The 26,992-nt window shown below is 69.0% G+C and carries 31 protein-coding genes and 1 pseudogene; 16 read left to right on the plus strand and 16 right to left on the minus strand.

The features are described 5' to 3' along the window. Window positions 1–171 precede the first annotated feature (171 nt). On the plus strand, window positions 172–933 hold the full coding sequence (locus tag PV646_RS23635) for a GntR family transcriptional regulator (RefSeq protein ID WP_500344357.1): 762 nt from the start codon (window positions 172–174) through the stop codon (window positions 931–933). Here PV646_RS23635 and PV646_RS23640 read toward each other — a convergent pair whose 3' ends face one another. Continuing rightward, window positions 934–2,634, minus strand: coding sequence for a cation:proton antiporter (locus tag PV646_RS23640; RefSeq protein WP_500344358.1), 1,701 nt, complete (start codon window positions 2,632–2,634; stop codon window positions 934–936). A gap of 51 nt (window positions 2,635–2,685) precedes the next feature. Continuing rightward, window positions 2,686–4,299 (minus strand): purine-cytosine permease family protein, encoded by a 1,614-nt coding sequence (locus PV646_RS23645; RefSeq protein ID WP_500344359.1) that lies wholly within the window; start codon window positions 4,297–4,299, stop codon window positions 2,686–2,688. 78 nt (window positions 4,300–4,377) lie between these two features. On the opposite strand from PV646_RS23645, the gene PV646_RS23650 reads away from it, so the two are divergent. After that, window positions 4,378–4,845 (plus strand): hypothetical protein, encoded by a 468-nt coding sequence (locus PV646_RS23650; RefSeq protein ID WP_500344360.1) that lies wholly within the window; start codon window positions 4,378–4,380, stop codon window positions 4,843–4,845. Window positions 4,846–4,853: 8 nt separating this feature from the next. Here PV646_RS23650 and PV646_RS23655 read toward each other — a convergent pair whose 3' ends face one another. After that, window positions 4,854–6,821, minus strand: coding sequence for a WD40 repeat domain-containing serine/threonine protein kinase (locus PV646_RS23655; RefSeq protein WP_500344361.1), 1,968 nt, complete (start codon window positions 6,819–6,821; stop codon window positions 4,854–4,856). Window positions 6,822–6,944: 123 nt separating this feature from the next. Further along, window positions 6,945–7,523 carry a class I SAM-dependent methyltransferase gene (locus PV646_RS23660; protein WP_500344362.1) on the minus strand — a complete coding sequence of 193 codons (579 nt, stop codon included), beginning with the start codon at window positions 7,521–7,523 and terminating at the stop codon, window positions 6,945–6,947. Between the two features lie 70 nt (window positions 7,524–7,593). On the opposite strand from PV646_RS23660, the gene PV646_RS23665 reads away from it, so the two are divergent. Together PV646_RS23665 and PV646_RS23670 are read left to right on the plus strand one after the other, a co-directional pair. Next, entirely contained in the window at window positions 7,594–8,514 is a 921-nt protein-coding gene (locus tag PV646_RS23665; protein ID WP_500344363.1) for an AraC family transcriptional regulator, read from the plus strand. A 74-nt stretch (window positions 8,515–8,588) separates the two neighbouring features. Next, window positions 8,589–9,071 (plus strand): GtrA family protein, encoded by a 483-nt coding sequence (locus PV646_RS23670; RefSeq protein WP_500344364.1) that lies wholly within the window; start codon window positions 8,589–8,591, stop codon window positions 9,069–9,071. A 1-nt stretch (window position 9,072) separates the two neighbouring features. Here the strand turns inward: PV646_RS23670 and PV646_RS23675 are convergent, their stop codons facing one another. After that, window positions 9,073–9,318, minus strand: coding sequence for a DUF2630 family protein (locus PV646_RS23675; RefSeq protein WP_500344365.1), 246 nt, complete (start codon window positions 9,316–9,318; stop codon window positions 9,073–9,075). Window positions 9,319–9,328: 10 nt separating this feature from the next. Beyond that, complete coding sequence (locus PV646_RS23680) at window positions 9,329–9,685, minus strand: VOC family protein (protein WP_500344366.1); 357 nt, start codon at window positions 9,683–9,685, stop codon at window positions 9,329–9,331. Between the two features lie 200 nt (window positions 9,686–9,885). On the opposite strand from PV646_RS23680, the gene PV646_RS23685 reads away from it, so the two are divergent. From PV646_RS23685 to PV646_RS23700, 4 genes are all read left to right on the plus strand, one after another. Beyond that, window positions 9,886–10,740: a lytic polysaccharide monooxygenase auxiliary activity family 9 protein gene (locus PV646_RS23685; protein WP_500344367.1), complete on the plus strand. Its 855-nt coding sequence runs from the start codon at window positions 9,886–9,888 to the stop codon at window positions 10,738–10,740. Next, on the plus strand, window positions 10,725–11,273 hold the full coding sequence (locus PV646_RS23690; RefSeq protein WP_500344368.1) for a DUF305 domain-containing protein: 549 nt from the start codon (window positions 10,725–10,727) through the stop codon (window positions 11,271–11,273). Before PV646_RS23685 ends, PV646_RS23690 begins: the two co-directional genes overlap by 16 nt. Window positions 11,274–11,308: 35 nt before the next feature. Then, window positions 11,309–11,704 carry a PRC-barrel domain containing protein gene (locus PV646_RS23695; RefSeq protein ID WP_500344369.1) on the plus strand — a complete coding sequence of 132 codons (396 nt, stop codon included), beginning with the start codon at window positions 11,309–11,311 and terminating at the stop codon, window positions 11,702–11,704. Window positions 11,705–11,817: 113 nt separating this feature from the next. Further along, complete coding sequence (locus tag PV646_RS23700) at window positions 11,818–12,189, plus strand: VOC family protein (protein WP_500344370.1); 372 nt, start codon at window positions 11,818–11,820, stop codon at window positions 12,187–12,189. On the opposite strand, the gene PV646_RS23705 is transcribed toward PV646_RS23700, so the two are convergent. Continuing rightward, window positions 12,186–12,560, minus strand: coding sequence for an STAS domain-containing protein (locus PV646_RS23705; protein WP_500344371.1), 375 nt, complete (start codon window positions 12,558–12,560; stop codon window positions 12,186–12,188). The two genes, PV646_RS23700 and PV646_RS23705, sit on opposite strands and share 4 nt — an antisense overlap. A 161-nt stretch (window positions 12,561–12,721) precedes the next feature. On the opposite strand from PV646_RS23705, the gene PV646_RS23710 reads away from it, so the two are divergent. Then, complete coding sequence (locus PV646_RS23710; RefSeq protein ID WP_500344372.1) at window positions 12,722–13,639, plus strand: anti-sigma factor RsbA family regulatory protein; 918 nt, start codon at window positions 12,722–12,724, stop codon at window positions 13,637–13,639. Window positions 13,640–13,644: 5 nt separating this feature from the next. On the opposite strand, the pseudogene PV646_RS23715 reads toward PV646_RS23710, so the two are convergent. The 4 genes and pseudogenes from PV646_RS23715 to PV646_RS23730 form a co-directional block, all read right to left on the minus strand. Continuing rightward, a pseudogene (locus PV646_RS23715) lies at window positions 13,645–13,779 on the minus strand (pyrimidine dimer DNA glycosylase/endonuclease V); the annotation flags it as partial. Continuing rightward, window positions 13,776–14,213 (minus strand): general stress protein, encoded by a 438-nt coding sequence (locus PV646_RS23720; protein WP_500344373.1) that lies wholly within the window; start codon window positions 14,211–14,213, stop codon window positions 13,776–13,778. The pseudogene PV646_RS23715 and the gene PV646_RS23720, both read right to left, overlap by 4 nt. A gap of 55 nt (window positions 14,214–14,268) precedes the next feature. Continuing rightward, window positions 14,269–14,457 carry a DUF3072 domain-containing protein gene (locus PV646_RS23725; protein WP_500344374.1) on the minus strand — a complete coding sequence of 63 codons (189 nt, stop codon included), beginning with the start codon at window positions 14,455–14,457 and terminating at the stop codon, window positions 14,269–14,271. A gap of 58 nt (window positions 14,458–14,515) precedes the next feature. After that, window positions 14,516–14,851: a hypothetical protein gene (locus tag PV646_RS23730; RefSeq protein WP_500344375.1), complete on the minus strand. Its 336-nt coding sequence runs from the start codon at window positions 14,849–14,851 to the stop codon at window positions 14,516–14,518. 120 nt (window positions 14,852–14,971) lie between these two features. On the opposite strand from PV646_RS23730, the gene PV646_RS23735 reads away from it, so the two are divergent. Next, window positions 14,972–15,328 (plus strand): DUF6401 family natural product biosynthesis protein, encoded by a 357-nt coding sequence (locus PV646_RS23735; protein WP_500344376.1) that lies wholly within the window; start codon window positions 14,972–14,974, stop codon window positions 15,326–15,328. Window positions 15,329–15,377: 49 nt separating this feature from the next. Here the strand turns inward: PV646_RS23735 and PV646_RS23740 are convergent, their stop codons facing one another. The 3 genes from PV646_RS23740 to PV646_RS23750 form a co-directional block, all read right to left on the minus strand. Further along, entirely contained in the window at window positions 15,378–16,187 is an 810-nt protein-coding gene (locus PV646_RS23740) for a mechanosensitive ion channel family protein (protein WP_500344377.1), read from the minus strand. Between the two features lie 79 nt (window positions 16,188–16,266). Beyond that, window positions 16,267–16,446 (minus strand): hypothetical protein, encoded by a 180-nt coding sequence (locus tag PV646_RS23745; protein WP_500344378.1) that lies wholly within the window; start codon window positions 16,444–16,446, stop codon window positions 16,267–16,269. Between the two features lie 120 nt (window positions 16,447–16,566). After that, complete coding sequence (locus PV646_RS23750; protein ID WP_500344379.1) at window positions 16,567–18,345, minus strand: hypothetical protein; 1,779 nt, start codon at window positions 18,343–18,345, stop codon at window positions 16,567–16,569. 135 nt (window positions 18,346–18,480) lie between these two features. Between PV646_RS23750 and PV646_RS23755 the strand changes: the two genes are divergently transcribed. The 6 genes from PV646_RS23755 to PV646_RS23780 are packed head-to-tail and all read left to right on the plus strand — an operon-like array spanning window position 18,481 to window position 24,881. Further along, window positions 18,481–19,470 (plus strand): LacI family DNA-binding transcriptional regulator, encoded by a 990-nt coding sequence (locus PV646_RS23755; protein ID WP_500344380.1) that lies wholly within the window; start codon window positions 18,481–18,483, stop codon window positions 19,468–19,470. A gap of 15 nt (window positions 19,471–19,485) precedes the next feature. Next, window positions 19,486–21,081, plus strand: coding sequence for an FAD-dependent oxidoreductase (locus PV646_RS23760; RefSeq protein ID WP_500344381.1), 1,596 nt, complete (start codon window positions 19,486–19,488; stop codon window positions 21,079–21,081). A gap of 18 nt (window positions 21,082–21,099) precedes the next feature. Continuing rightward, on the plus strand, window positions 21,100–22,293 hold the full coding sequence (locus PV646_RS23765; protein WP_500344382.1) for an ABC transporter substrate-binding protein: 1,194 nt from the start codon (window positions 21,100–21,102) through the stop codon (window positions 22,291–22,293). Further along, window positions 22,290–23,177: a carbohydrate ABC transporter permease gene (locus tag PV646_RS23770; protein ID WP_500344383.1), complete on the plus strand. Its 888-nt coding sequence runs from the start codon at window positions 22,290–22,292 to the stop codon at window positions 23,175–23,177. Before PV646_RS23765 ends, PV646_RS23770 begins: the two co-directional genes overlap by 4 nt. After that, window positions 23,167–23,985 (plus strand): carbohydrate ABC transporter permease, encoded by an 819-nt coding sequence (locus PV646_RS23775; protein ID WP_500344384.1) that lies wholly within the window; start codon window positions 23,167–23,169, stop codon window positions 23,983–23,985. Before PV646_RS23770 ends, PV646_RS23775 begins: the two co-directional genes overlap by 11 nt. After that, a complete protein-coding gene (locus PV646_RS23780) occupies window positions 23,982–24,881 on the plus strand; it encodes an alpha/beta hydrolase (protein WP_500344385.1) in 900 nt (299 codons plus the stop codon). Before PV646_RS23775 ends, PV646_RS23780 begins: the two co-directional genes overlap by 4 nt. Before the next feature lie 58 nt (window positions 24,882–24,939). Here PV646_RS23780 and PV646_RS23785 read toward each other — a convergent pair whose 3' ends face one another. Beyond that, window positions 24,940–26,004 carry a family 2 encapsulin nanocompartment cargo protein terpene cyclase gene (locus PV646_RS23785; RefSeq protein WP_500344386.1) on the minus strand — a complete coding sequence of 355 codons (1,065 nt, stop codon included), beginning with the start codon at window positions 26,002–26,004 and terminating at the stop codon, window positions 24,940–24,942. Beyond that, the gene (locus tag PV646_RS23790; RefSeq protein WP_500344387.1) at window positions 26,004–26,858 is read right to left on the minus strand and encodes a geranyl diphosphate 2-C-methyltransferase; all 855 of its coding nucleotides are present in this window, start codon (window positions 26,856–26,858) and stop codon (window positions 26,004–26,006) included. Before PV646_RS23790 ends, PV646_RS23785 begins: the two co-directional genes overlap by 1 nt. Window positions 26,859–26,992 lie beyond the last annotated feature (134 nt).

Genomic DNA, 26,992 nt, shown 5'->3' on the forward strand with positions numbered 1-26,992 from the left:
TCTCGCTGGGATGTGACCAATTGGTCAGGTCTCGACGGGTGAGTTAGAAAGTGGCATAGACCACTTCTCAGGTCAATACCCAGGTCGGACGCACGAGAGCGCTCACGATCTTCAACAGACTGGTTACTTACCAGTGGTATGACATACTGAACACCGACGAAGCGGAGAGGCATGGCCGAGGCGATCCTGAAGCGGGAGCGGGTCCGCGACTACCTGCTCGAACTCATCGAGACCCACCCGGCGGGCGCCCCGATCCCCGCCGAACGCGTGCTCTGCCAACAGCTCTCGGTCTCCCGCCCGACCATCCGCTCGGCCGTGGAGGAACTGGTCAACCTCGGCCTGCTCAGCCGCCAGCACGGCCGCGGCACCTTCGTGGCGCGCGCCAAGATCACCCAGGAGATGGTGTCCGACACCGGATCCATGTCCCTGCCCCAGGCGTCGGGCACCTGGTCCTCCCGCGTGCTCGAACACGCCCGCATCCCGGCCGGCGCGCGGGTCGGCCGCCGCCTGCACGTCTCCCCTGCCGCCGACATCCACTACATCGCCCGCCTGCGCCTGGTCGACGGTGAGCCGATGGCGTTGGAGTACCTGCACGTCCCAGCTCTGGTCGCGCCCGCGTTGACGTTGCACGACATGGAGTCCGGCGACTTCTACGAACGGCTGCGCGAACACGGCGTCCACGTTTCCGAGGCGGTGCAGTCGATCGAGCCCACGGTCGTCAACGACTCCGAGGCGTCGCTGCTCGGAGTTCCCGTGCTGGCACCGGCTCTGCTGTTCGAGCGGCTGACCACGGACGCGGAGGGCCGGCAGGTCGAGTACGTGCACTCGATCTACCGCGGGGACCGGTACCGGATCGTGTCGCGGCTGACGCTCGGGGCGTCGCCGCGCAACACCGTGGACGTGCAGGCCCGGGTCAGCGGCGACCCGTTCTGATCACGTCGTGAAGCGGGCGCTCTGGCTGTCCACGAAGTTCTGCGCCCGCTCCAGGGTGTGCGAGGAGTAGGTGCCGCCCGCCCTGGCGTCCAGCAACGCGTTCTGCTGCGCGTCCGTCATCATCCGCTGGAGTTCGAAGCGCTGGTGCAGCGACCTGTCCGGGTCCTGTTCCAGGAACTTCCTCTCGATCCCCTCGCTCATCGCGATCGTGCGTTCCAGCGTCTGCTCCAGCAGGTGCTCGTCGAACGGCTCCCCGTTCTCGCGGCACAGCGTGTCGCTCTCCAGCAACGACCGGCTCGCCGTCACGAGTTCGCCCGCCAGCCGCGCGTACTCGCGACGTTCGTGGTCCTCGTCGTTGCCGCGGATGCCCAGCCACCTGATCACCAACGGCAGCGAGCCGCCCTGCACGACGAGCGTGAGGATCGCGACCGTGAACGCGATCAGGATCAGCTCGTTGCGGTACGGCAGGTCCTCCGGCAGAGTCTGGGCGGCCGCCACCGTCACCACCCCGCGCATGCCGGACCAGGCGAGCACCGCGCCGCCGCGCCAGCTCAGGCCTTCGGTCGCGTAGAACGCGACATCGGCCTGTTTGCGTTGCAGCATGCGGATTCCGCGGTCGTACCGCTTCTCCTCGCCGGGTTTGGGACCTCGGGCGGTGAACCTGTCCACAAAGGCCTCGAGCTTGCCGGTGAACGCGTCCGCGCGGCGCTGCTGGCGGCGCAGCAGTGCGATCACCGGGATCGTGAACACCACGCGCAGCAGCACCAGCGCCACGGTGGCCAGGACGCCGATCAGCAGTGTCCTGGTGAGGCCGTCGTCCGCCACGGTGGCGACGACCGAGGTGAGCTCGAAGCCCACCAGCAGGAAGACGCCGTTCTCCAGGATCAGCTGGATCGTGCGCCAGTTGGTGCGTTCGGAGATGCGGTCGTGCGCGGTGAACTTGCGCGCGCTCTGATGACCGGTGATCAGCCCGGCCACGACGACGGCGATCACGCCGGACGCGTGCACCTCCTCGGCCGGGATGAACGCCAGGAAGGGCACGACGTACGAGATCGCGGTGGTGAGCACCGGCTGGCCCTGGATCTTCGACCGCGCCCACACCGACACGATGCCGACCGCGGCCCCGATCACCACCCCCACCGCGACGGCGTAGGCGAAGTCGCCCAGCGCGCTGCCGAACGACACGCTCGCCGTGATCGCGACGATGGCCGTGCGCAGCAGCACCAGCGCCGTCGCGTCGTTGACCAGGCCCTCACCCTCGAGGATCGTGACGAGGCGGGGCGGCAGGCCCAGCTTCTTGCCGATCGACGTGGCGGCGACCGCGTCCGGCGGGCTGATCACCGCGCCCAGCGCCAGCGCGGCGGCGAACCCGATCTCCGGCAGCAGCCACCAGATCAGCAGGCCGGTGCCGAACGCGGACACGACCACGAGCAGCACCGACAGCGACCCGATCGTCGCGAAGTTGCGCCGGAAGTCGACCACCGGCACGTTCACCGCCGCCGAGTACAGGATCGGCGGCAGCACGATCACGAGGATCCACTCGGGCTCCACGACCAGGTGCGGCGCACCGGGAAGCTGGCTGCACCCCATGCCGATGAGCACGAGCAGCACGGGCGCCGCCACGCCCAGTTTGGGCGCGGCGTACGACACCGCCACGATGATCAGCACGGCCGCGACGGCGAGCAAGGCCCATTCCTGCATGACGTGCAGTTTGCTCGATCTGTTCGGACCTCGCCCGTGGAGCCACGCCGGTCAGGACGCCGGCAGCACGTGGCTCCCGTCACGATCGGTGCTCAGGCACAGCGAGCAGATCTCCCCGCCGAGCGCGCTGGCCGTCATGTCCGGCCGCTCGTAGGACTCCCCGCACACCACGCAGTCGTACCGCGTCCCGCTCGGGTTGCCGTCCTCGTCGAGCATCGGCTCCGCGATGCCGTCGTCGGTGCGGCGCAGGTAGAAGCGGCCACGCGTGACGATCGCGAGCAACGGCGTCAGCACGATCGGGATGCCGACCGCGACCAGTGGCGAGTAAGGCTGGATCGCCGCGCCGAAAAGTCCGAAGTAGACCGAGATGGACAGGATCGACGAGGCCAGGAACGAGCCGACACCCACCGGGTTGACCGCGAACAGCATGCCGCGGCGGAACTCCGGCTGCTTCGGCGACAGCTTGAGCAGGTACTTGTTGATCGCGATGTCCGCGGCGACCGTGACGACCCACGCCATCGCGCAGTTCGAGTAGAAGCTCAGCAGGTTGTTGAGGAAGCTGAACATGTCCGCCTCCATCAGCACCAGCGCGATCGCGAGGTTGACCAGCACGAACACCAGGCGTCCCGGGTAGCGCTTCGTGACGCGGGTGAAGGAGTTGGTCCACGCCAGCGATCCCGAGTAGGCGTTGGTGACGTTGATCTTCACCTGGCTCAGCACCACGAGCACCAACGCCAGCGGCACCACCAGCCACGGCGGCATGAACTGCTTGAACACGCCGGTGAACTGCTCGATCGGCTCCACCGCCGCGACCTTGCCGACGGCGTCGAGCACGTAGATCGCCATGAACGCGCCGATCGCCTGCTTCAGGGCGCCGAACACGACCCAGCCCGGTCCGGCCATGACCACCGCCGTCCACCACGCACGCCGGTTCGCGGCGGTGCGCGGCGGCATGAACCGCAGGTAGTCGATCTGCTCGCCGATCTGCCCCATCAGCGACAGGCACACGCCGGCACCGAGCATCACCGCCGCGGTGTTCACTCCGGTGTCGCCGTACGCGAGCCAGCGGCTCACCGACGAGGGGTCGGCGATGACGAGGTAGAGCAGCGGCGCCACCATCAGCAGCAGCCACAACGGGTTGGTCCAGCTCTGCAGCTTCGCGAGCACCTTCATCCCGTAGATCACCAGCGGGATGATCACCAGTGTCGACGCGAGGTACCCCAGCCACAGCGGCAGCCCCAGCGCGTACCGCAGGCCCTGCGCCATGATCGAGCCTTCGAGCGCGAAGAAGATGAACGTGAAGCTCGCGAAGATCACACTGGTGATCACCGAGCCGTAGTAGCCGAAGCCCGATCCACGCGTGACCAGGTCGAGGTCGATGTTGTACCGCGCCGCGTAGTACGCGAGCGGGAACCCGGTCACGAAGATGACGATCGCCGCGAACCCGATGGCCAGCAACGCGTTCCCGGTGCCGTGCGCGAGCCCGATGCCCGCGCCGATCGAGAAGTCCGCCATGTAGGCGATACCGCCCAGCGCGGACGCCCCGACGACGGCAGGAGTCCAGCGCCGGTACGACCTGGGCGCGAACCGAAGGGTGTAGTCCTCGAGCGTCTCTTTGGACGCCGCCGGAGCCGGAGCCCGCTCCACAACCTCGTCAACGGTCATGGACCTCGACGCTAGGAAGCGCGCGTTTCCTGGGACCGCACCATTTGTGACGGCCCGATGACGCTATGTTCACCAGCCATGGATGATCTAGTGACGTTCATGAAGCAGCGCCGACTCGCCGACGAGGCCGCCGCCGAGTCGTGGGCCACGCGGTCCGCGACCATCTCGGAGTGGGCGCGCAAGGTCGTGGTCCTGCTGACGAACCACCAGATCCCCGCCGAGCACACGCTGCACGACCGGGTCGGCGAGCAGAAGGTGCGGATCGCGTCCGGCTGGCTCGTGCTGATCACCAGGACCCCGAGCGCGACCCTGCCCGGTGTGTTCAAGGAGGCCGGGATCCTGCTGACCCCGGCCGGCGAGCTGTGGCAGTACGACAACGAGTGGCCGGTGGCCGCGCGGCTGACCGCGGCCATCCCCGCGTTCCGCTCCTCGGAGGGGGCCGTGCTGAAGGCCCGCTGCGAGTGGATCCTCGACAACGTCATCGAGGCGTTCGCGGACACGCTGGAACGGCACGGCATCGACGTCTTCGAACTCGAAGGTCTCTAGATCACGACCTAGAGCTTCCAGATCCGCACGGTCTTGTCGTCACCACCGGCCGCGATCCGCTTGCCGTCCGGCGAGAACGCCACGGTCTGGATCTCCCCGCCCGACCCGATCACCGTGGCGCGGACCTTCTTGGTCTCCACGTCCCACAGCTGCACGAAGTTGCCCAGCCCCCAGGCCGCGACGGTCTTGCCGTCCGGGTGGAACAACGCGGACGAGAGCGTGAGGCCGTCGTCGGGCCGCAGGAACACCGCCTTGCTCTTGCCCGACGCCACGTCCCAGAGCTGCATGCTGTTCTCGCCGTCGGCGTCGACGACCGCGAGGGTCTTGCCGTCGGGCGAGAACGAGCCGCCGTGCCCGGTCGAGTCGTTGATGGTCACGACCGTCTTGCCGGTGGCCGGGTCGACGACCTTGATCTCCTGGTACTTGGTGCCCGCGTAGGCGAGGAGCTTGCCGTCCGGGCTGAACGACAGGTCGCTGCTGCCCTGGGCCTCGGTCAGGCCGATCTTGACCTTGCGGCTCGCCACGTCCCAGACCTGCAGGCGGCCGGTGTGGGTGATGCCGACCAGCGTCTTGCCGTCCGGGTGGAAGAGCAGGGTCTTCATGATCGACCGGCTCTCGTCCAGGCCGCCGATCATCGAGCGGTCGGAGAGGTTCCACAGGTACGTGGTGAAGTCGCCGGTGCGGTTGCCGCCCGCCGCGAGGATCTTGCCGTCCGGGCTGATCGCGACCGCGCACGCCGACGCGCCGCCGGGGCCGTCCGGGTTCTGGACGGTGCCGATGAGCTTGTTCGTCGTGGTGTCCCAGATGCGGACGACGGCGCCGTCCCTGCCCAGGCCGTCCTCGGCGCTGGCGAGGATCTTGCCGTCCGGGCTCCACGCGACCGACGAGACCGCCTCCTTGTGGTCAACGAGCTGGACGTGCTCGGCGAACTCCTGCGGCCGGCCCGGCTCGGCGTTCGACGAGGTCGTCGACTGCTCCGAGCCGCCCTCCTTGTTGGAGGCCGCCTTCTTGTCCTGGGTGGACGGCAGCTGCGCGCCCTCACCGTTCTCGTCCTGCGAGTTCAGCCACCACGCGGTGCCGCCGCCGATCGCCACGACCGCGCCGACGCCGGCCAGCAGTGCCGTGCGCCTGCGGACACCGGGCCTGGCCACCACCGGCAGCACGACGGGTGAGCCGGCCAGCATCGCGAGGGCCTGGTCGACCGTGGCGCGTTCGGCGGGGTTCTTGCGCAGCAGCCCACCCAGCAGGGACGCGAGGTGCCCGGCCCGTTGCGGGGGCGGCGGGTCCTGGGTGAGCAGCATCGACAGGGTCGTCATGAAGTCCTGGCCCTGGTACGGCGGCCGGCCCTCGACGGCGGCGTACAGGGTGGCGCCGAGCGACCAGAGGTCCGTGGCCGGGGTGATCGGCGCGCCGGTGCCCTGCTCGGGCGCCATGTACGCGGGTGTGCCGACGATCGACCCGTCGGTGGTCAGCGGGACGTCACCGGTGAGGCGCGCGATGCCGAAGTCGGTGATCACGATCCGGTCGCCGGACAGCAACACGTTGGCGGGCTTGAGATCGCGGTGCACGATCCCGGCCTGGTGCGCCACCCGCAACGCGCTGAGCATCGACGTCGCGATGTAGGCGACCTGGTCCGGCGGCAGCGACCCCCGGGTCTTGATGGCGTCGGACAGCGACCCGCCGCGGACGAACTCCATCACGATCATCGGGGTGCCGTTGTACTCGACGACGTCGTGCACGGTGACGATGCCGGGGTGGTTGAGCTGCCCGGCGAGCTGGGCCTCGCGCATGGCGCGCTGGCACAGCAACGCCCGCTGCTGCGCGTCGAGCCCGGCGGGCAGCAGCAGTTCCTTGATGGCCACCTCACGGCCGATGACCTCGTCACGACCGAGCCACACCCGGCCCATGCCGCCGGCGCCGATCACCTGAACGAGCCGGTAGCGCTGCGCCACCAGACTTCCCGTCGCATCTGTCACGGCGCGCAGCTTAGATGGGAGAACGCGCTCCCACGACGGTAACCGGCAAGTTCGCAATCTATTGGATCTGTTGGTAGTCAAGCAACATCGTGCGCGTTCAATCGGTCGACAATGGACCTGTCCCTAGTGGACTCTGGCGACCTCGATCCCCACGGTTCCGAACATCCGCAGCTTCCGCGTCCGCGACTGCTCGACGATGAACCCCGACTCGGCGATCCCCTTCGCCGCGTGGCCGTGGTGCTCGATGTCGGAGAGCACGAACAGGCCGCCCGGCTTCAGCACACGCCGCACCTCGGCGAGCATCTCCACCTTGGACGGGCCGTCGAGGTGGTGCAGCATGAGGCTGGAGAAGACGACGTCGAACGTCGCGTCGGGGAACGCCAGCTCCTGCGCGAACCCTTTGTCCAGCCTCGCCCGCAGACCGCGCAGCTTCCGCTCCGCCCGTGCGAGCATCTTCAGGTCGGGGTCCACTCCGGAGAGCTCGACGTCCCGATGCCGCTTTCCCGCCGACCGCAACAGGTTCCCGGTGCCGCAACCTACGTCGAGCACGCGCTGTCCCGACCGCAACCCGGCCAGGGAGACCATCTCGCCGTGCACCAGCCGCAGCCCGGACACCCGGTGGAGCACGTCGTAGAACGGCAACAGGTAGTGCTTGCCCATGCCGGGCAGGTAGTCCCGCTCCTGGGACGATGTTTCGGCCATGCGTTGATTCTGACTCTTGTCACACCACGATTTCTGTACCGATCCTCGGTTTGAATGGGACGATTCGACGGTGCGAACCCAGCGAACACCCCTCCAGGGCGACGAGCCCGCGAAGTACGCCTGGCAGCCCGTGCCCGGCGAGCTCGCCGTGGCGGCCCTGAGGCTGGGACACGGCGCGGACTTCGACGGTGCGCACGAGGCCCACTCCCACGACTTCCCCGGCATCGCCTTCTTCGAGGCGTCCGGCGGCGTGGTCCGGCACGGCAAGCACGCGCGGCAGGTCGAGGCCGGCGACCTGTTCGTCATCGCGCCCGGCGACGTGATGGGCCAGGCCCGCAGCGACGACCTCCTCGGTGCACGGGGCTGGGGCGTCTTCTTCACCGCCGACGCGCTCGGCCCGGAGACCCCCGGCGCGCACCTGGCGTGGCGCACGCACCCGCTGCTGTTCCCGTTCGTCCACGGTGGCGCGACCGGTGCGTTGCGGCTCAAGGTCCCCGACGACCAGCGCCCTGAGTGGACCGCTCGCGTCGAGGCGCTGCACGACGAGCTCCGGCACCGCCGCGACGGCTACCGCGAGGCCGTGTCGGCGCACCTGACGCTGCTGCTGGTCGGGGTGTCGAGACTGGCCGCGGACGTCGTCGGCGACCTGCGCGAGAACGCCGAACCGCTGCTGGCCGAGGTGTTCGACGTGATCGAACGGCGCTACCCGGAACCGTTGTCCCTGCGCGAGGTCGCCGCCGCCGTCAGCATCTCCCCCGGCCACCTGACCTCGACGGTGCGCAGGCGGACGGGCCGCACGGTGCAGGAGTGGATCACCGAACGGCGCATGGTCCAGGCACGGCGACTGCTGGCCGTCACGGACCTGCCCGTCGGCGACATCGGACGGCAGGTGGGCATCCCGGACGCGGGCTACTTCGCGCGGACGTTCGGCAAGCTGCACGGGATGAGCCCCACCCGGTGGCGGCGGTCCAACCACCTGAACACCGGCTGAACACCTGTGGACGGCCTGTCGATCAAGAGCCGTTTCGTCGTTTTCGTCCCTCTGCGCCGTGGCACTGTCGTGCCATGACCGGCGCCCTGAGCGACACCGAACGAGACCTCGGCACGAGGTTCCACGAGCTGATGGAAGTCGTGGTGAGGCGGCTGCCGTTCGGCCTGTCCCGCGTCGTCGCGCCGAGCCTGCTCGGGTTCGCCCTGATCAACGGGTTCACGTTCGGCGTCGACCTGCTGCTGCTCACGCTGTTCCGCGGCGGCCTCGGCCTGCCGGTGCCGCTCGCGTTCACGATCGCCTACGTGCTCGCGTTCGGCCTGAGCTTCGTGCTCAACCGGGCGCTGAACTTCCGCTCGCACGCGCCGGTCGGACCGCAGGCGGGTCTGTACGCCGTCGCGATCACGATCAACTACCTGGCGTTCATCCTCGGCGTCGGCAGCGCGCTGACCGAGATCGGCCTGCAGTACCACCTCTCGCGGATCGTCGCCGGCGCGTGCGAGGCCGCGTTCATGTACAGCGTGATGCGCTGGATCATCTTCCGCGACACCAGGAACTGACCTACTGCAGGTAGCCCTCGACCTCACCGACCGAGCGGGCCGGGACGTCCTCGGCGTTCTCACCCTGCGATCGGGCCGACCGGCGCCGCCGCAGCAGGTCCCAGCACTGGTCGAGGGCCTCTTCGACCGACCGGAGCCGGGCGTGCTCCTCGTCCGTGGAGATCTCACCGGTGGCGAGTTGCTGACGGAGCTTGTGCTCCTCGTCGACCAGTTCGTTGATGCGGCCCAGCACGTTCTCGTCGCTCATCTGCCCGACTCTACGACGGACCGCCGGGCAGCGCCGCGAGCGACAGGCTGTTGCCGTCGGGGTCCAGCACCTCGACGTGCCGCACGCCGTTGGAGTACGTCTCGACGGGCTCGTGGCGGACCCCGTGCGCGACGAGCCGTGCCAGCGCCCCGTCGAAGTCGCCGAGCGTCACGCCGAACGTGACCATCGAGCCGCCGACGCGTGCGGACCGCACGTCGCGGGCGTCGAGCACGACGTAGGCGTTCTCGCCCACCTGCCACAGGTGTTCCTCGCCGATGACCTCGTCGGCGGCACGGCCGAAGAACACCCCGTACCACTCCAGCGACCTCGTCAGGTCGCTCACACACATCACGCTGTGCAGATCCACGCTCTCCACCTTTCCAAGCCGTCTCGCAGGGACAGACCAGGGGTACGGGCCGAACTCATCGCACCAGGGGCGATTCGTCCGATTGGTCCAAGCAAATGGTTCAACCAATTGTTTACACTTGTGAACCAGGGCCGCCGACCCGTCACGCGAACCACCTCCCTCGCGAAGTGTTTCGCCACCTCCGCCTGCCAGGAGGCGTTGTGAAGTCACGCACTCGGCTTGCTCTGGCGAGCCTGTCCGCCACCTCCGCGGTGGTCTTCGCGTTCATCGTCCCCACGACGCCCGCGATCGCCCACGGCACGATGTCCGATCCGGCCAGCCGGGTCTACACGTGCAAGAACGAGGGCCCGGAGACCCCGAAGTCCGACGCGTGCAAGGCGGCCGTGGCCGCCGGGGGCACGCAGGCCTACTACGACTGGAACGAGGTCTCGCTGCTCGAGGCCGGCGGGCGCCACCGCCAGCTCATCCCGGACGGCAAGCTCTGCAGCGCGGGCCGCGACAAGTACCGCGGACTCGACCTGCAACGCGCCGACTGGCCCGCCAAGCGGGTCTCCCCCGGCTCGCTGACCGTGACCTACCACGCGTCCGCACCGCACTCGAACAGCAACTTCGAGTTCTACATCACCAGGGACGGCTGGAACCCGACGCAGCCGCTGCGCTGGTCCGACCTCGTGCACATCCAGACGTTCAACGGCCAGAACCCCAGCACGTTCACGAACTGGACGCTGAACCTCCCCAACCGCTCCGGCCGCCACGTCCTCTACTCGATCTGGCAGCGCGTGGTCGGCAGCAACGAGGCCTTCTACACGTGCTCGGACGTCGACTTCGGCGGCGGCACCACCAACCCGCCGACGACCACCACGACGACCCAGCCGCCCACGACCACGACCACCACGACGCAGCCGCCCGTAGGTGGCACGTGGGCCGCGGGCACGACGTACTCGATCGGCAACCGCGTCACCTACGGCGGTGTGAACTACGAGTGCCAACTCGCGCACACCGCCATCGCCGGCTGGGAACCGCCGAACACGCCCGCCCTGTGGCGACGCCTCTGATGCGGTTCTTCCTGCTGGTGCTCGCCTTCGTGGTGTCCGGCTGCGCGACCACGCAGCCGGGCACCGTGTTGCGCGGTGATCCGCTGGACGTGATGTTCCTGCAGATGATGCTTCCCCATCACCAGCAGGGAGTGGAGATGGTCGCCCTCGCGAAGGACAGGACGCAGAACGAGGAACTGCGCATGCTGGCGGCCGCCATCGAGCAGACCCAGGCGACCGAGGCCGACACGATGAAGGGCTGGCTCACGTCGTGGGGTGAACCGCTGACGGCACCGCCGGACTCGCACGCGGGCCACGGCGGCATGCGCGAGTCAGATCCCAAGGAGGTCGAACGGTTGTCCGCGCTGAGCGGCGCGGAGTTCGACCAGCGCCTGCTCAACGTGATGATCGCCCACCAGGACGACGCCGTGCAGATGGCGCGGTGGGAGTCCGGCAGTGGCGCCAACCGGGAGGTGAAGGATCTCGCGGAACGGATCGACAAGTCGCGGACCGCGCAGATCGGCATGATGAAGACGTTCCTCGACAAGGTGTAGCGGGGTACCCCGGTGTCGGACTGAAGGAGGCCGACATGCAACCCATCCCGTTCGTCCCCTGGGTGTGGCGCGACCCGTCGTGGACCGGAGAGCCGGACCAGGACCTCGGGGACCGCCCCGACACCGGTCTGATCGGCTACGACGTCGAGGCCACCGACGGCGGCATCGGCAAGATCGACGAGGACAACGCCAAGGTGCCGCACGACTGCCTGATGGTCGACACCGGACCGTGGATCTTCGGTCACAAGGTCGTGCTCCCGGTCGGCACCGTGCGGCACGTGGACCACGAGGAACGCAAGGTCCACGTCGACCGCACCAAGGAGCAGATCAAGGACGCGCCGGAGTACGACCCGGACGACCACGACGGCTACCGGAGCCGGACCGACGAGTACTACGCGGAGAGCTACCGGCTGATGCCGCCGATGCTCTAGACCCTGTCCTGTAAGTCTCGTCGGGTGACAGCGGCGGCCGAGGGCCCCGGAGACGGCGTCTCTCACCTGACGAACTTGCAGGACAGAGCCTAGACCGCAATAGGCTGGCGCGCATGACTTCGGTGTTGCAGAACGTGGCGATCGACTGCGCGAACGCCTACGAGCTGGCTCTGTTCTGGAGCAAGGTGACCGGTCGCCCGATGCACCCCGACGACAAGCCGGGCGACCGGGAGACCGAGGTGCTGCTGGCCGAGGGACCGGTGCTCTTCTTCAACCAGGTGCCGGAGCCCAAGACCGTCAAGAACCGGCTGCACCTGTGCCTGCGCCCCGACACCACGCGCGACGAGGAGGTCGAGCGGTTGCTGGGGCTGGGCGCGTCCTTCGTCGGTGACCACCGCAATCCCGACGGGACCGGCTGGGCGATCCTGGCCGATCCCGAGGGGAACGAGTTCTGCGTGCTGCGCAGCGCCTCCGAACGCGGTTAGGCCGGAACCTCGGGCGGGGTCATCGCGTCCAGCACCGACGGGCGCACGCCCAGCACGCTCATCAGTTCCAGCGCCTGCAGCGGACGCAGCACGGCGGCGGTGTTCGCGACGACGACGAGCGCGCTGCCACGGCGCAGGCAGAGGTCCTGGTGTTCGAGCAACAGCCCGATGCCCTGGGCGCCGAGGAACCGGACACCGGTCAGATCGGCGACGACGGCGGCGGGCGGAGTGACGGACCTGACCGCTTCTCCGAGACATTCAGCCAGTTCAGGGGCCGTGGAGTAGTCGATTTCACCGGCCACGTGCACGAGGACTGCGGTGCCCACGCTTTCGCGGGCGGCGCGGAAGGGGACTTGACCGTCGGTGAGCACGACGCAACCTCCAGTGACGACGGCACGGACGGCCGACGTCAAGGGCTGGCTGCTCAACCCGACACGACCGTAGCGCAGTGCTCGTGTGCGTGCGGTGTGGCGGTCCCACGACTTGCGTTCAGGGCGTGATCACCCCGGATGGCGGCGTAGCATCGGTCCTCGTGACCGGTTTCTTCCACGAGACCGCCTTCTACGGCACTGACGACGACTTCCTCGCGCACGCCGTTCCGTTCCTCGAGAGCGGTCTGCGCGCAGGCGAGCCGTCCGTTGTCGCGTGCACGGAGCAGAACACCGCGCTGCTGCGCGCGGTGCTCGGCAGCACCGGCGTGATCTACCGGCCCGGCGCCGACCAGTACTCCCGCCCGTCCGAGGCCATCGCGAGCTACCGCGACCTGTTCCGCGAGTACACGGCGGACGGCGCCCGGCAGATGCGCGTCGTCGGTGACGTGCCGCATCCTGGCATGGGCGCGCCGTGGGACTGGTGGGCGCGCTACGAGGCAGCGGCGAACCTGGCGTACGCGGAGTTCCCGGTGTGGGGCCTGTGCCCGTACGACACGAGGACGACGCCCGCCGAGGTGCTGGCCGACGTGGTGCGCACGCACCCGAACATCGCCACCGCGCCGGGCATGCACGAGGTGAACCCCGGCTACCGCGAGGGTCTCCCCCCGTCACCCCAGGTTCCGGACGTGCTCGAACGGGCAGTGCCGGTGGTGGACCTGATCGCCCCGTCCGCGAGCGCGGTGCGGGAAGCGGTGTCCGCGTCGATCGGCGGGATCAGTCTGACGGAGGACGGCGCGCACGACGTGGTCTACGCGGCCAGCGAGGTCGTCACGAACGGCCTGACGCACGGCATCGCGCCCGTGCGGTTCCGGCTGTGGGCGGACGAGTCACGCGTGGTGCTGGCGGTGACGGACCAGGGTTGCGGCCCGTCCGACCCGCTGACGGGTCTCGTGCCGACCACCGAGACGCTGTCGGCCGGGCTCGGGCTGTGGATCCTGCACCGCACGTGCGACTACGTGTCCATGGGCCGAGACGCCGAGGGGTTCACCGTGCGGGTCAGCATCGGCGGCCAGACGTAGGGCGGGCCGTACCGCACGAGCGCTTCCTCGTAGCCCACGCACATCTTCACCGCGGGGTGGTGGCGCCAGCCGTAGCCGGGCACCACCAGTCCGCGTTGCACCTGGATCGTCTCGACCCGCCGCTTGCCGAGTCGGCTCAGAGCACGTACTTCGACGCTTCGGCCGCACGTTCCCGGTCGACGTGCACCTCGTACCGGCGAGCCTGCAGCGTCATGACGCTCGCGAAGTCACGGCGGCCGCGGGTGCTCCAGTGCGCGACGAACCCGAACACCGCACCCCAGAACGCACCGACCGCGAGGCTGATGAACACGAACCACGCCCAGGTCTGACCGGCGGTGAACAGGCCGAACAGCAGGCCGATGAAGACACCGAACCAGGCACCGCTGGCCGCGCCCGCCGCCGCGGCGCGGGCCCGCGTCATGCGCCCGGTGACCTGCTCGACCGTGCGGACACCGTCACCGATGATCCGCACGCTCTCCACCGGGAACCCGTCGTCGGACATCCGGTCCACGAGGCGCTGGGCGTCGAGGTAGTCCGGGTAACTCGCCAGCAGGGACGATTCCGTCTGAGTCACTTCGTGCTTGATGTCCACTTCAGCGGGTTACCCGCGAACGCCCCGTCCCACACGATCATCCGCCGCGGCCGGTCTTCTCCTGGAGGCGGTCGATGAGCTGGGACGCCTCCACCTTGGTCAGCTCGGCCGGCACGTCCTCACCCGCCTCCTGGGCGAGTGTGTGCAGGTAGGACTCCTGCGGGCCGGTCATCGGCTCGTCCCCGGTCGTCCAGTCCTCAGGGTCCTTCTCCGGCGTGCGGTTCACCAGCACTCCCCTTTCGCTCGAACGTGCGTTCGAGGTACCCGGGGTCTTCACGGCTCAATCACCGACGGAGGAGCGAGTCTCCGGGAGTGGCCGGTCCGGGCACGACGATCGGGGGCCGGACGCGCGAGAGGAGCCGGTGGGCGACGGTCAGCAACATCCGCGCTTCCATCCGTTCCCGGTGGCGCAGGTGCTCCTCGGCGGCTTCGACACACCCCAGGACGCTCGGCGCCAGCGCGGCACCCACTTCCGTGCAGGCCGCGAGTGCTTCTTCGAGCCCTAGGCGGGCATCGTCCCCCTCGACGTCGGCCAGCGCGGTGCAGACGGCGTTGTCCAGCTTCTCCAGCGCGGTCGCCCGTCGCTGACGTGAGGACGGTTCGTCGAGTTCGGTGGTCATGGTCATCGCCTGCCTTCACAGTCGCGTCTTTCGCGCCGACTGCTTGACGCGCCCGCGCACGAATACCCGGTTCGAGCGCCCCCAAACCGGGACTTCAGCAAACGTGGCTACGGTGGCTGAATGCGTGCGACCTGGCGCGAGACGAACGCGCGACAGTGGATCAGCGACCTGTCCGACCGGATCGGTGTGACCGGGTGGGCGGCGCTCGCCATCACCCCCGCTCTGGCCGCCGAGGTCGACCAGCACGGTGCCGCAGTGCGCGACATCCTGCTGCTCGGTGTCGAAGGCGCCGGCGCGGTGGGAGCGGTCGTGCTCCTCGCCGCGTACGGGCGCGGACTGCTGGACCACGCGCTCGACTCGGACTGGACGCACACGTCGTGGCTCGGCGTCCGTCTAATGGCCGTCTGTCAGCTCGCGCACGTGCACGACGTGAAGCCGCTGACCGACGACGTGCACGCGCTTCCGAAGCTCACATGAAACGAGGCGCACCCCAAACGGGTGCGCCTCGTTCGAAAAATCCCCTCGGTCAGCGTTCTTCCGGCCTCCGCTCGCCGAGCACCGGGTCCTGCGGCCCGGCGGCCGCGGGCATCGGCGTGGTGACGGGCTCGGCGGGAGCGGCGACCGGGGCCCGCACGGCGTCCTCACGCCCTCGCTGGTACGCCTCCGCCTGGGCCTGGGCCTGCGGCAACTCCTGCTCCGCGCGGCCCAGCCAGCCTTCCCAGCGCTGCTGCATCGGCCGCACCAGGCCACCGCCCACACCGACGACGAGGATGCCGCCGACCGTGGCGAGGACCGCGATAAGGACCGGCGTGGTGACCGTGGTGGCGACACCGATCTGGTTCAGCGCCGCGATGATGCCCAGCGCCCAGATGAAGATCGACGCGATGTTCGCGAGCATCCGCCCGTAGGACAGGCCGCCGAGCGCTCCGCCGATGAAGTCCTTGACCGCGCTGGCGACCGCACCGGCCACCACGACGATGATGATCGCGACCGCGGCCTTGGGCAGCCACGACACGATGCCGGTCAACAGCTCCGAAACGGGGTTCGGGCCCCAGACGCCGAACGCGATCTGCAGGGTGATCAGCAGCAACGCGTAGTAGACCAGCTTCGCGAGCAGGTCGGAGGCGTCGTACTTGCTGTTCGCGAGCATCCTGCGGATGCCGCCGCGCTCCACCAGCTTGTCGAACCCGACCCGTTCGAGGACCTTGTCGACGAGCTTCGCCACCGCCTTCGCGACGAACCAGCCGACCAGCAGGATCAGCAGGAACGCCGCGAGCTTGGGCACGAACGTGGCGACCGCGCGCCAGGCGTCGGTCAGCCCTTGTCCGAAGTCCATGTCGAGCTCCCTTCACACGGGCGCCCAACCGGGTCACCCGATCAGGCAGTACCCGGCACGGACTCGCTTCACACGAGCTTCACGACACCTGGCGTAAGTCGCGGTCGCAGGCGGTCAGGTGTTCCCACGTCCTGCCGCGCTGACTCGGCGGCGCGTCGCCGTCCGCCGTGCAGATCGGGTAGACGAGGCCGAAGGGGACCGGTTGATCGAACTCGTCTCCGGTGTGGACGTCGACCAGACGACGCACGTGTGCCATCACGACCACTCCTTCGCGTGAACCGCGGACCAAGGGGTTTGGAGCATTCGAATACCCCTTGAGCTGCGCGAACATGCATGCCGCCGTTGCTACATCAGAGTGAAACCATCTGTCCTCAGTGGACTAACGCGCCGTGACGGTCAGGGTGAACGTGCCGTCGTGCGGGACGGTGAGGATCCGCATCGTCCGGCCGGGGTAGGTGATCGAGGACGCCGTGCGCAGCTGCGGATCCAGCTGCCGCCCCCAGTCGAACCGGACCACCGTGCGGCCACGGGTGAGCGTGAGGCCACGCGAGTCGAGCGCCACCGTGTCGGAATCCCGCACCACCAAGGGAATCTGCTCGGTGGCCGCGCTGGTGGCCCGAACCGAGCGCACGATCCGATCCCCCACCGTCACCTCCGTCACGACCGAACCGGACGGCGTGCGGTAGCGGAACCGGTACGGCTCACCGCCGAGGAACTCCGCCTGCTGTGGACCGTTGGAGTCCGGCACCTGTCCGGGGAACACGGTCGCCCAGCACGCGTGGTTGTTGTTGTTCATCGACTGCACCAGCGTGCCCGCGACGGGATGCCACAGGAACGTCAACCCGGTGCGCGCCAACGAGGTCGCCCGGCGCGTGCCGAAGTATCCGCCGACGTACCACCGTGGCCGCCGCACGAACAGGAAGTCCTGACCCTGATCGCTGCGCCGTTCGGTGAAGTGCGCGCGCTGGTAAGGCAACCGCGCGATGGCCGCCGTTCGTTCGGCACGGCCCGGGTAGCGCTCGCCGTAGATCGCGTGCGCGAGGATGCGCGGCGACGTGTCCGGCTTGACCAGCGCGGGCACCGACGCCGACGAGGCGGCCCAGGCCGTGCGGGCGGCGGCCAGGTCCTCACGGCTGGACACGAACGCGGCCAGGCCCGGCACCTCCGGCACGAACTGGGCGTTCAACGCGGTCCGCTCGGGATCGGGCCGTACGTCGGCGTAGAACCGCGAGGAGGTGCGGGAGTTCGTGGCGATGTTGGCGAACCAGCCGGAGCCGTCCGGTTCGCGCACCAGGTTGTAGCCCAGCCAGTCGGTGTACTTCCTCGCCATGACGACGAGGTTCGGGTCGCCGGACTGCCGCCACGCGTCGGCCAGTTCGGGCAGCATGACCTCGAAGTTGTAGTTGGTGTCCGCGCCGGACTCCTCGTAGAAGAACCCGGCGGGGCTCTGACCGGCCGTCGCCAGCCGCCGGAACGCCTCGGTGAGCCGCTGCCGCAGCACGGCGTCCGGGTGCTGCTTCAACGCGAGCGCCGAACCGGCGAGTCCGGACGCAGTCTGGTTGGCCCAGGTGAGCGGTGACTGCCAGACGGTGCCGTTCGACGGGTTCAGGAACCAGGTCATGGCCCGGCGCAGGGACGCGGTGATCTGGGCCTGCCGGGACGGCAGCACCCCGGCGCGGGCCAGCAGCGCGTTCGTCTTGCTCAGGTACCCCATGGCGAACCCGGTCGCCGCCAGCGAGTGCTGGTCCGGCGAGTACTCGGGCCACGAACCGTCGGCGTGCTGAAGCCCGAGGTAGTGGCCGAGTCCCGCGTCCAGCGCCGCGATCACGTTCGTGTTGCCGCGGTAGGGGTTCCACGAGCGGGACTGCGTCGCGAACCAGGCCAGCGTGTAGACGTGCTCCTGGACTCGGGCGTTGTACGAGACGTTGGGGCTGCGCCACCAGCCGCCGCCGAAGAAGCCGGCCGGGTTCATGTCGGCGACCATCGGCGAGACCGCCATCAGGTACGGCGCGAACCGCTGTTCGTCGGGTGCGAAAGAACGCCGGTTCGGCGTGACGGGCGGGGGCGCGGGCAGGGCGAGGGCCTGACCGGGCAGAGCGGCGAGCAGTCCGGCCGCGGTCGCACCGGTGATCAGGCTGCGACGGCTGAATGCGTTCACGGGCCTACCTCCTTGGCCGAGGACCTTCGCCCGGCCGAGCCACGCCCGTCAAGATGCTAATTCGAATTATTACAGGGTTGACGGCGGCGCTGGTGCTGACGCAGACTCTCGGCCAATTCGAATTGGCAGGTGGTCATGGCCAAGAGGCTCACCCAGCAGGACATCGCCCGGATGGCCGGCGTCAGCCAGGCCACGGTGTCGCTGGTGCTCAACAACCGCACCGACAGCGGCGTCCGGATCGCGGAGGACACGCGGGCCCGTGTGCTCGAGGTGATCCGGCGGACCGGCTACGTCGCGAACCCGATCGCACGCCGGCTGCACGACCAGCGCAACCGCATCCTCGGCGTCTTCACCTACGAGGCCGTCTTCCCGAGCACTCGCTCGGACTTCTACCAGCCGTTCCTCGAGGGCATCGAGGAACAGGCGGAGGAGGTGGGCTGCGACCTGCTGCTGTTCACCAGCGCCAGGGCGACGGACGGGAAGCGGCGGATCTTCAGCGACGACAGCAGGATCCGGCTCGCGGACGGCTGCGTGCTGCTCGGTCGCTCGATCGACCGGGACGACCTCACGCAGCTCGTGGCGGAGGCCGTGCCGTTCGTCTCGATCGGCCGGCGCGACGACGCGGGCGGACCGGTGCCGCACGTCGGTGCCGACTACGACGCCGCCGTGCGGGACCTGGTGGACCGCGCGGTCGCTCTCGGGCACCGCGAGTTCGCTTACGTGGGCGCCGGAACGGGTGCGGAATCGTCGGCCGACAGGCTGAGCGGGTTCAAGAAGGCCGTTGCGGCGCATGGTGTTCAAGGCACGCACGTGCAGTTCGCGGGGCTTGACCAGCTTCTCGGCGCGGGCATCACGTGCGTGCTCGCCGAGGAGGTCTCCGACGGTGCCGCGCTCGTGCTCGCCGCCCGCGAGCGCGGCCTGTCGGTCCCCGGTGACCTGTCCGTGCTCATGCTCGGCGCCGCGACCCGGCCCGCGCCGGACGACGTGGACCTGACCGGGTTCCGCATCCCCCGGCGCGAGATGGGGCGGCGGGCGGTGCAGGCGCTGACCGAGGTGCTCGAACACGGCACCACCCCGCAGGAGCTGCTGGCCTGCGAGTTCGTCGAAGGCACCACGCTCGGTTGATCCTGGAGGAATCTGTTGCAGCACAACACTGATGTCGTCGTCGTGGGCGGCGGACTCGGCGGAGTCGCCGCCGCTCTCGCACTGCTGCGCGCCGGTCGCCGGGTCGTGCTCACCGAGGAGTTCGAGTGGCTCGGTGGGCAGCTCACGAGCCAGGCCGTGCCGCCGGACGAGCACAGCTGGGTCGAGCGTTTCGGCGTGACGGCCTCGTACCGCTCGTTGCGCGACGGCATCCGCGACTACTACCGCCGCCACTACCCCCTCACGCCGCAGGCGCGGGCGTGGCGCGAGCTCAACCCGGGCGCGGGCAACGTGAGCCGTCTCTGCCACGAGCCCCGCGTCGCCGTCGCCGTGATCGACGAGATGCTGGCGCCCTACCGGGGCAGCGGCAAGCTCACGGTCCTCCAGCCCGCCAGGCCGATCTCCGCGCGCACCGACGGCGACCGGGTCGTGTCGGTCACCGTCGAGCACAACGGTTCGGAGGTCGAACTCACCGCGCCGTACGTCCTCGACGCGACGGAGACCGGCGAGCTGCTCCCGTTGTCCGGCGCCGAGTACGTGACCGGCTTCGAGTCCACACTGGACACCGGCGAGCCCAGCGCTCCGGAGACCGCGCAGCCGGCGAACATGCAGGCGATGTCGGTGTGCTTCGCGATCGACCACGTCGACGGCGACCACACCATCGACAAGCCCGCGCGCTACGACTTCTGGCGCGAGTACCAGCCCTCGTACTGGGGCGACCGCATGCTGTCGTTCCGCTCCCCCGACCCGCGCACGCTGAGCATCGCCGAGCGCACGTTCACCCCGAACCCGGACGACGACCCGTTGAGCGTCCTGTCCGACCAACGGCTCAGCGCGGGCGACAGCAACCTGTGGACGTTCCGCCGCATCGCCGCCCGGCGCAACTTCGTCGACGGCGCCTACGACAGCGACATCTGCCTGGTCAACTGGCCGATGATCGACTACTTCGAGTCGCCGGTGATCGACGTCCCGGACGCGGACGCGCACGTCGCCGCGGCGCGCGAGCTGTCGAGGTCGGTCCTGTACTGGCTGCAGACCGAGGCACCGCGGCAGGACGGCGGCACCGGGTTCCCGGGCCTGCGGCTGCGCGGCGACGTCACGGGCAGCGCGGACGGCCTGGCCCAGGCGCCGTACATCCGCGAGTCACGGCGGATGCGGACCGAGTACACGATCGTCGAGCAGGACCTCTCCCTCGCCGTGCGCGGCGACAAAGGCGCAGTCCAGCACGCCGACGCGGTGGGCGTGGGCATGTACCGCATCGACCTGCACCCCTCGACCGGCGGCGACAACTACCTCGACGTCGCGAGCTGCCCGTTCGAGATCCCGCTCGGCGCGCTCATCCCCCAGCGCGTCGAGAACCTGCTCCCCGCGGGCAAGAACATCGGCACCACCCACATCACCAACGGGTCCCACCGGCTGCACCCGGTCGAGTGGAACGTCGGCGAGGTCGCGGGCGCGCTCGCGGACTTCTGCCTGGCGCACCGAGTCACCCCTCGCGCGGTGCGCAACACCCCCGCCCTGCTCGCGGACTTCCAGCACCGGCTGGAACGCGACGGGGTCGAGCTCCGCTGGCCGGACGTGTCCGGTTACTAGCTGCCCAGGGAGACAACGATGTCCAGGCTTCTAGCACTCATCTGCACGGCTCTGATCGCCCTCACGGCGTGCAGCGGCTCTTCGGCGCAGTCCGGCCCCAAGACGCTGCGCATGACCGTGTGGACCGCCAACGAGGCGCATCTCAAGCTGCTCAACGAGATCGCGTCCGAGTACAAGGCGGCGCACCCGGACGTCACCGAGATCAAGTTCGACACGATCCCGGCCGACGGCTACACCACCACCCTCACCACCCAGATCGCCGGCGGCAACGCGCCCGACCTGGCGTGGATCCTGGAGGAGTCGGCGCCGGACTTCGTGTCGTCCGGCGCGCTCGCCCCGATCAGGGCGAAGGTCGAGAAGGCCGACGAGCTGGTGCCGTCCGCGATCAAGCTGTGGGAGAAGGACGGCGAGCTGTACGCGTACCCGTTCTCCACCTCGCCGTTCGGCCTGTTCGTCAACACCGACCTGGTGAAGGACCTGCCGAAGACCTGGGAGCAGGCCGTCGCGGCGTCGGCCGGCAAGAACCTCGTGCTGCCGGACTTCAAGTACCAGAACTGGGCGGTGCTCTCGGCGATCTGGCGCGGCTGGGGCGCGAACGCGTGGAGCGAGGACGGCAAGCAGTGCGGGTTCGCGAGCCCCGAGATGAAGGACGCCATGACCTTCATCCACAAGGCGATCTTCACGGACAAGGCGATCCCCGGTCCCGGCACGACCGTGGACTTCTTCGCGGGCAACGCGGCCATGGCCGTCAGCCAGATCTCGCGGGCGGGTGCGTTGAAGGAGGCCAAGTTCGGCTGGACGCTGCTGCCGCTGCCGCAGGGCCCGAAGGGTGACTACGCGGTGATCGGCCAGGCCGGTGTCGGCGTCCTGAAGCGCTCGAAGAACGCCGAGGCCGCCGCGGACTTCCTGGGCTTCTTCACCAACGCGGCCAACTCCGCGAAGCTCGCCCAGTTCTTCCCGCCCGTGCGCCAGTCGCTGCTCAACGCCGACACGCTCGCGAAGAGCAACCCGCTGATCAAGCCGGAGCAGCTGCAGTCGGTCGTGATCGACGGCATCAGCAAGGGCGTGGTGAAGCCGAGCCACCAGGGACAGGAGGAGCTCAACCAGACGATCCGCGCGGCACTCGACCCGTTGTGGAAGCCGGACGCGAACGTCGCGCAGGTGCTCGACGGCGTGTGCGCGAAGATCAAGCCGTTGCTGGAGCGCCAGTGACGTTCTGGACGTATCGCAGGCGCGACAACCTGGTCGGCTACCTCTTCGTCGCGCCTGCTCTGCTCGGCAGCCTCGCGTTCGTGCTGATTCCGTTGGGGATGGTCGCCTGGTACAGCCTCAACGAGTGGAACGTGCTCGGCGGGACGTTCGAGTTCATCGGCGGCGAGAACTACGCGAGGCTGCTCGCCGACGAGAAGCTGCGTGACTCGCTCGTCGCCACGACCTGGTTCGCCGCCGGGCTGGTGGTGCTGAACCTGTCGCTGGCGTTGTTGCTCGCGGTGCTGCTCAACCAGAAACTGCGCGGCACCACGTTGTTCCGCACGCTGTTCTTCTCCCCCGTGCTGGTGTCGCTGGTGGCGTGGACGCTGGTGTGGCAGCTCATGCTGCAGCCGGAGGGCAGCGTGAACGGACTGCTCGGCGTGTTCGGCATCGACGGGCCGAACTGGCTGCGCGGCGAGACGACGGCGATGGTGTCGGTCATCGTCGTGCAGGTGATCAAGAACGTCGGCCTGAACATGGTGCTGTTCCTCGCCGCGCTGCAAGGGGTTCCGGCCCCGCTGTACGAGGCCGCGAAGATCGACGGCGCGGGCGCGTGGACCCGGTTCTGGCGGATCACGATCCCGTTGATCAGCCCGACGATCCTGCTCACGTCGATCATCACGATCGTCGGCTCGCTGCAGGTGTTCGCGCAGATCGCGGTGCTCACCCAGGGCGGTCCCGGCACGTCCACGACCGTGTTGATCTACTACCTGTACCAGCAGGCGTTCCAGTTCCACCACTTCGGCTACGGCGCGACGATCTCGGTGCTGCTGTTCGTCATCGTCGCCGCTCTGACGTTGCTGCAGTGGCGGATGCGCCGGAAGTGGGTGCTCCATGAGTCGTAAGGTCTGGCTTTACGGCCTGCTGTGTCTGCTGTGCGTGCCGTTCGTGTTCCCGACGTGGTGGATGGTCACCTCGTCGATGAAGCCGATCAGCGAGATCTTCTCCGAGTCGCTGCTGCCGTCGGAGTGGACGTTCTCCACGTACGAGACCGTGTTCAAGATGCAGCCGTTCGGACAGCAGTACTGGAACAGCCTCTACATCGCGGTGATCGTCACGGCCGGCACGATGGCCGTCGCGGCGCTCGCGGGATATGCGTTCGCCCGGATCAGGTTCCCCGGCCAGAACGCACTGTTCGTGGTGGTGCTGACCGGCCTGCTGATCCCGAGCGAGGTCACGATCGTCCCGCTGTTCCAGATGTTCCAGTCGCTCGGGATGACGAACACGCACTGGCCGTTGATCATCGTGCCGATCTTCGGCGCGCCGTGCGTGCTGGCGATCTTCATCATGCGCCAGTTCTTCATCGCGCTGCCGCCGGAACTGGAGGAGGCCGCCCGCATGGACGGCCTGGGCCGGGCGGGCATCTTCTACCGGATCGCCCTGCCGCTCTCCAGGCCGGCACTGGGCGCGGTCGCCATCTTCACGTTCCTGCACTCGTGGAACCTCTATCTGGAGCCGATCGTGTATCTGTCCACACCGGACATGTTCACGCTGCCGCAGGCGCTGACCCAGTTCGTGGACATCTACGGCGGCCCCATGTGGAACGTCCAGCTGGCCGCCGCGACGATGACGGCCGTGCCGATCCTCGTGGTGTTCGTGCTGGCGCAGCGGCAGTTCATCGAGGGCCTCGCGCACACGGGCGTGAAGGGGTGATCGATCGCGAGATCGCGTCGGCGGTGGACCTCTTCCGCCCACCGCTGACGCCCGACGGGATCACCGCGAGGCGAGCCGCCGGCCGGGTGGTCACCGACGCCGAGCTGACGCGCGGCGGCACGGTGACGTTCACCGAGGAGGACGCGGACGGCGTCCCGGTGCTGGTGCTGCGTTCCAGAGGCTCACAGGGCCCTCCTGTTCTGCACGTCCACGGCGGCGGGATGGTCGCGGGCACCCGCCGGTCCGACCTGCACGTGCTGGCCGAGTGGGTGTCGGAGCTGGGCGTCACGCTGGTCTCCCCCGAGTACCGGCTGGCACCGGAACACCCGCATCCGGCGCCCGTCCAGGACTGCTACCGGGCGCTGGAGTGGATGGAGCGCACCGGTTTCCGCTCGCCTGCCGTCGCCGGCACCTCGGCGGGCGGCGGTCTGGCAGCGGCGGTCACGCTGATGGCCCGCGACCTCGGCGGTCCGTCGATCCGCGGCCAGCTGCTGATGTGCCCGATGCTCGACGACAGGTGCGAGACCCCGTCCAGCCACCAGTTCCTCGACGGCACCACGTGGGTGCGCTCGTCGAACCTCACCGGCTGGACGGCTTTGCTGGGTGACGCGAGGGGCGGCCCGGACGTGTCACCGTTCGCCGCTCCGGCGCGCGCGACCGATCTCACCGGTCTGCCGCCGACCTACGTCGACGTGGGCTCGGTGGACGTGTTCCGCGACGAGGCGGTCGAGTACGCCTCCCGGATCTGGCAGGCAGGAGGGAACGCCGAGCTGCACGTGTGGCCCGGCGGCTGCCACGGCTTCGACCAGCTGGTGCCGGAGGCGGCGTTGTCGCGGCGCGCCCGAGCCACGCGACTGGCGTGGCTGCGCCGAGTGATCGCGGGACGACAGGACTGATCGCGGAGCTCGCCGGTGTGGCACCACCGACGAGCTCGACACAGCCCAGGCGAACGCTCTACTTGTAGCGCGGATGCGTGGTGTGCCATTCGAAGCCGCCACCCATCCAGGCCTTGGTGCCCTTCAGGAACCGGTGCAGCTCCACCGACGGCACCGCGAGCAACGCCTTGTGCCCGGCCTCGAAATCGCGCACCAGCTGGTTGTGCAGCTCCACGGTCCGTGCGGTGGCCTCGGCGATCGAGCACTCACGGTCGGCCGCGATCTGCAGGACCATGTTGCAGACCGGTTTCTCGTCGGCGGCGTCCTTCTCCACCGACACCAGGTCGTTCACGATGACCGACGCCGTGCCCGCGGCCGTGAGCAGCTGCCGCACCCGCGGGTCGTAGTACAGCGGCGCGGGCAGTTCGTAGCCGCCGACGGCGTCGATGAGCGTCATCGACGTGTAGAAGGTGTCGTGCTGCCTCGTCGCGAGGTACTGCCACGCGGGCGGGTAGTTGCCCGTGTGCCGCCAGGCCGCGTAGGCGCCCCACGACACGAACATCGCGAACGTCGAGTAGCAGACCCGTTGCACCACGGTCGCCGTGCTGCGGGACGTGAGGTGCGCGATGCCCGAGCGGAGGCCGACGAGCACCGGGTCGGACGCGACCCGCTCCTCCAGGTCCACGGTGAACTCGGCGGCGGGCGCCACCGGGTCCATCGCGGCCATCGCCAGAGCCAGGCGTGGCGGCAGTTCGGCCGGGATCGCGCCCATCTCCGTGTCGTCCGCGTACAGGTCGTCGGCGGCCCACCAGGCCGCGTTCAGCCGGGCGGCGATCAGCAGCTGGTCGACGTCGTCGGTGTCCACGTGGGTGAGCACCGCGAGCCTGCCGAACATGCCGCCCAGGAACCGTTCGGGCTCCTCGAAACCGCACTCCCCCGCCCACGCGACGAGGCGCTCGTCCACGGCGGCCGCCAGCAGGGCGTCCTCGCGTTCGAGCACCGGCACGTACAGCGGGGGCGCGGTGCCGTCGCCCCACGGGCGTTCGGCGTAGCCCGGTTCCGGTGGGGGTGCCACGACCTCGGGCCGCCCGAGCCGGGCAGCGGAGGTGCCCAGCCCGGACGGCCCGGTGAGGAGATCCCTCATCAGATCCTGTCCGCGACGATCAGCAGGTAGTGGAACGAGCCTTCCTTGTACGCGGTGAGGAACGGGTCCTCGACGCCGGTCGCGACCGACGACTGGGCCCGCAGCTCCCAGTACGGGATGGTGTCCGGTGTCAGGTCGACGACGCTGATCGGCACGAACCCGTTGTCCGCCAGCGCCTTGAAGTAGTAGCTGCGGGGGTGGATGTTGCAGATGTAGTGCTGGTCGATCTGGCTGACCGCACGCGACCGCATGCCCGTCAGGTCGTTGGAGCAGCCCGTGATGCAGACGTACCGGCCGCCGGGCGCGATGAGGCGCGCGAACTCGCCGTACAGCTGCTGGAGGTCCACGTACATCGTGGTCTCGTTGGTCCAGATGCCGTTGAGCGAGCCGGTCTCGAAACCGGTGTCGAGCATGTTCTTGAAGTGGAACCGCACCTGGTCGGCGACGCCGCGTTCGGCCGCCTGGTTGTTGGCGAAGGCGACCTGCTCCTCGGAGATGCTGACGCCGTCGATGCGGGCGCCGAAGCGCGCGTTGGCCATGAAGCTCGTGCCGCCGCGGCCCGAACCGCCGTCCATCAGGTGCGGGTTGGCCGGCAGGTCGCCGAACGCGTCGAGCAGCACCTCCGCCTGCGCCGTCTCCAGCCGGTGCATCTCGGCGATCATCGCCTGGTCGCGCACCTCGGCGGGCGCCTGCAGCACAGCCGGGTCGTACTGGCCGAGCCCGTAGTGGTGGTGGTAGAGCCCGTCCACCTCACCGAGCTTGATGTTGACCGGGTCCTTCTCCTTGTTCCAGTAGTCCGCGACGGAACGCTGGTAGTCGGTGCGCAGAACCGGCTTCACAGTGGGGCTCGCCATGACCTGGGTGGCTCCTGTTCGTTGGAACGCTCACTGCCGAACAGGAAATGACCTTTGCAGCTGATGGCCCAACGAGCGATCCGCCGTTCAGGCTTGGTTCGGACACGAACGGGTGGGCGGGATGATGCATCAGA

It is taken from the genome of Streptomyces sp. ID05-26A (genome assembly GCF_033794685.1).
Classification (GTDB): domain Bacteria; phylum Actinomycetota; class Actinomycetes; order Mycobacteriales; family Pseudonocardiaceae; genus Lentzea.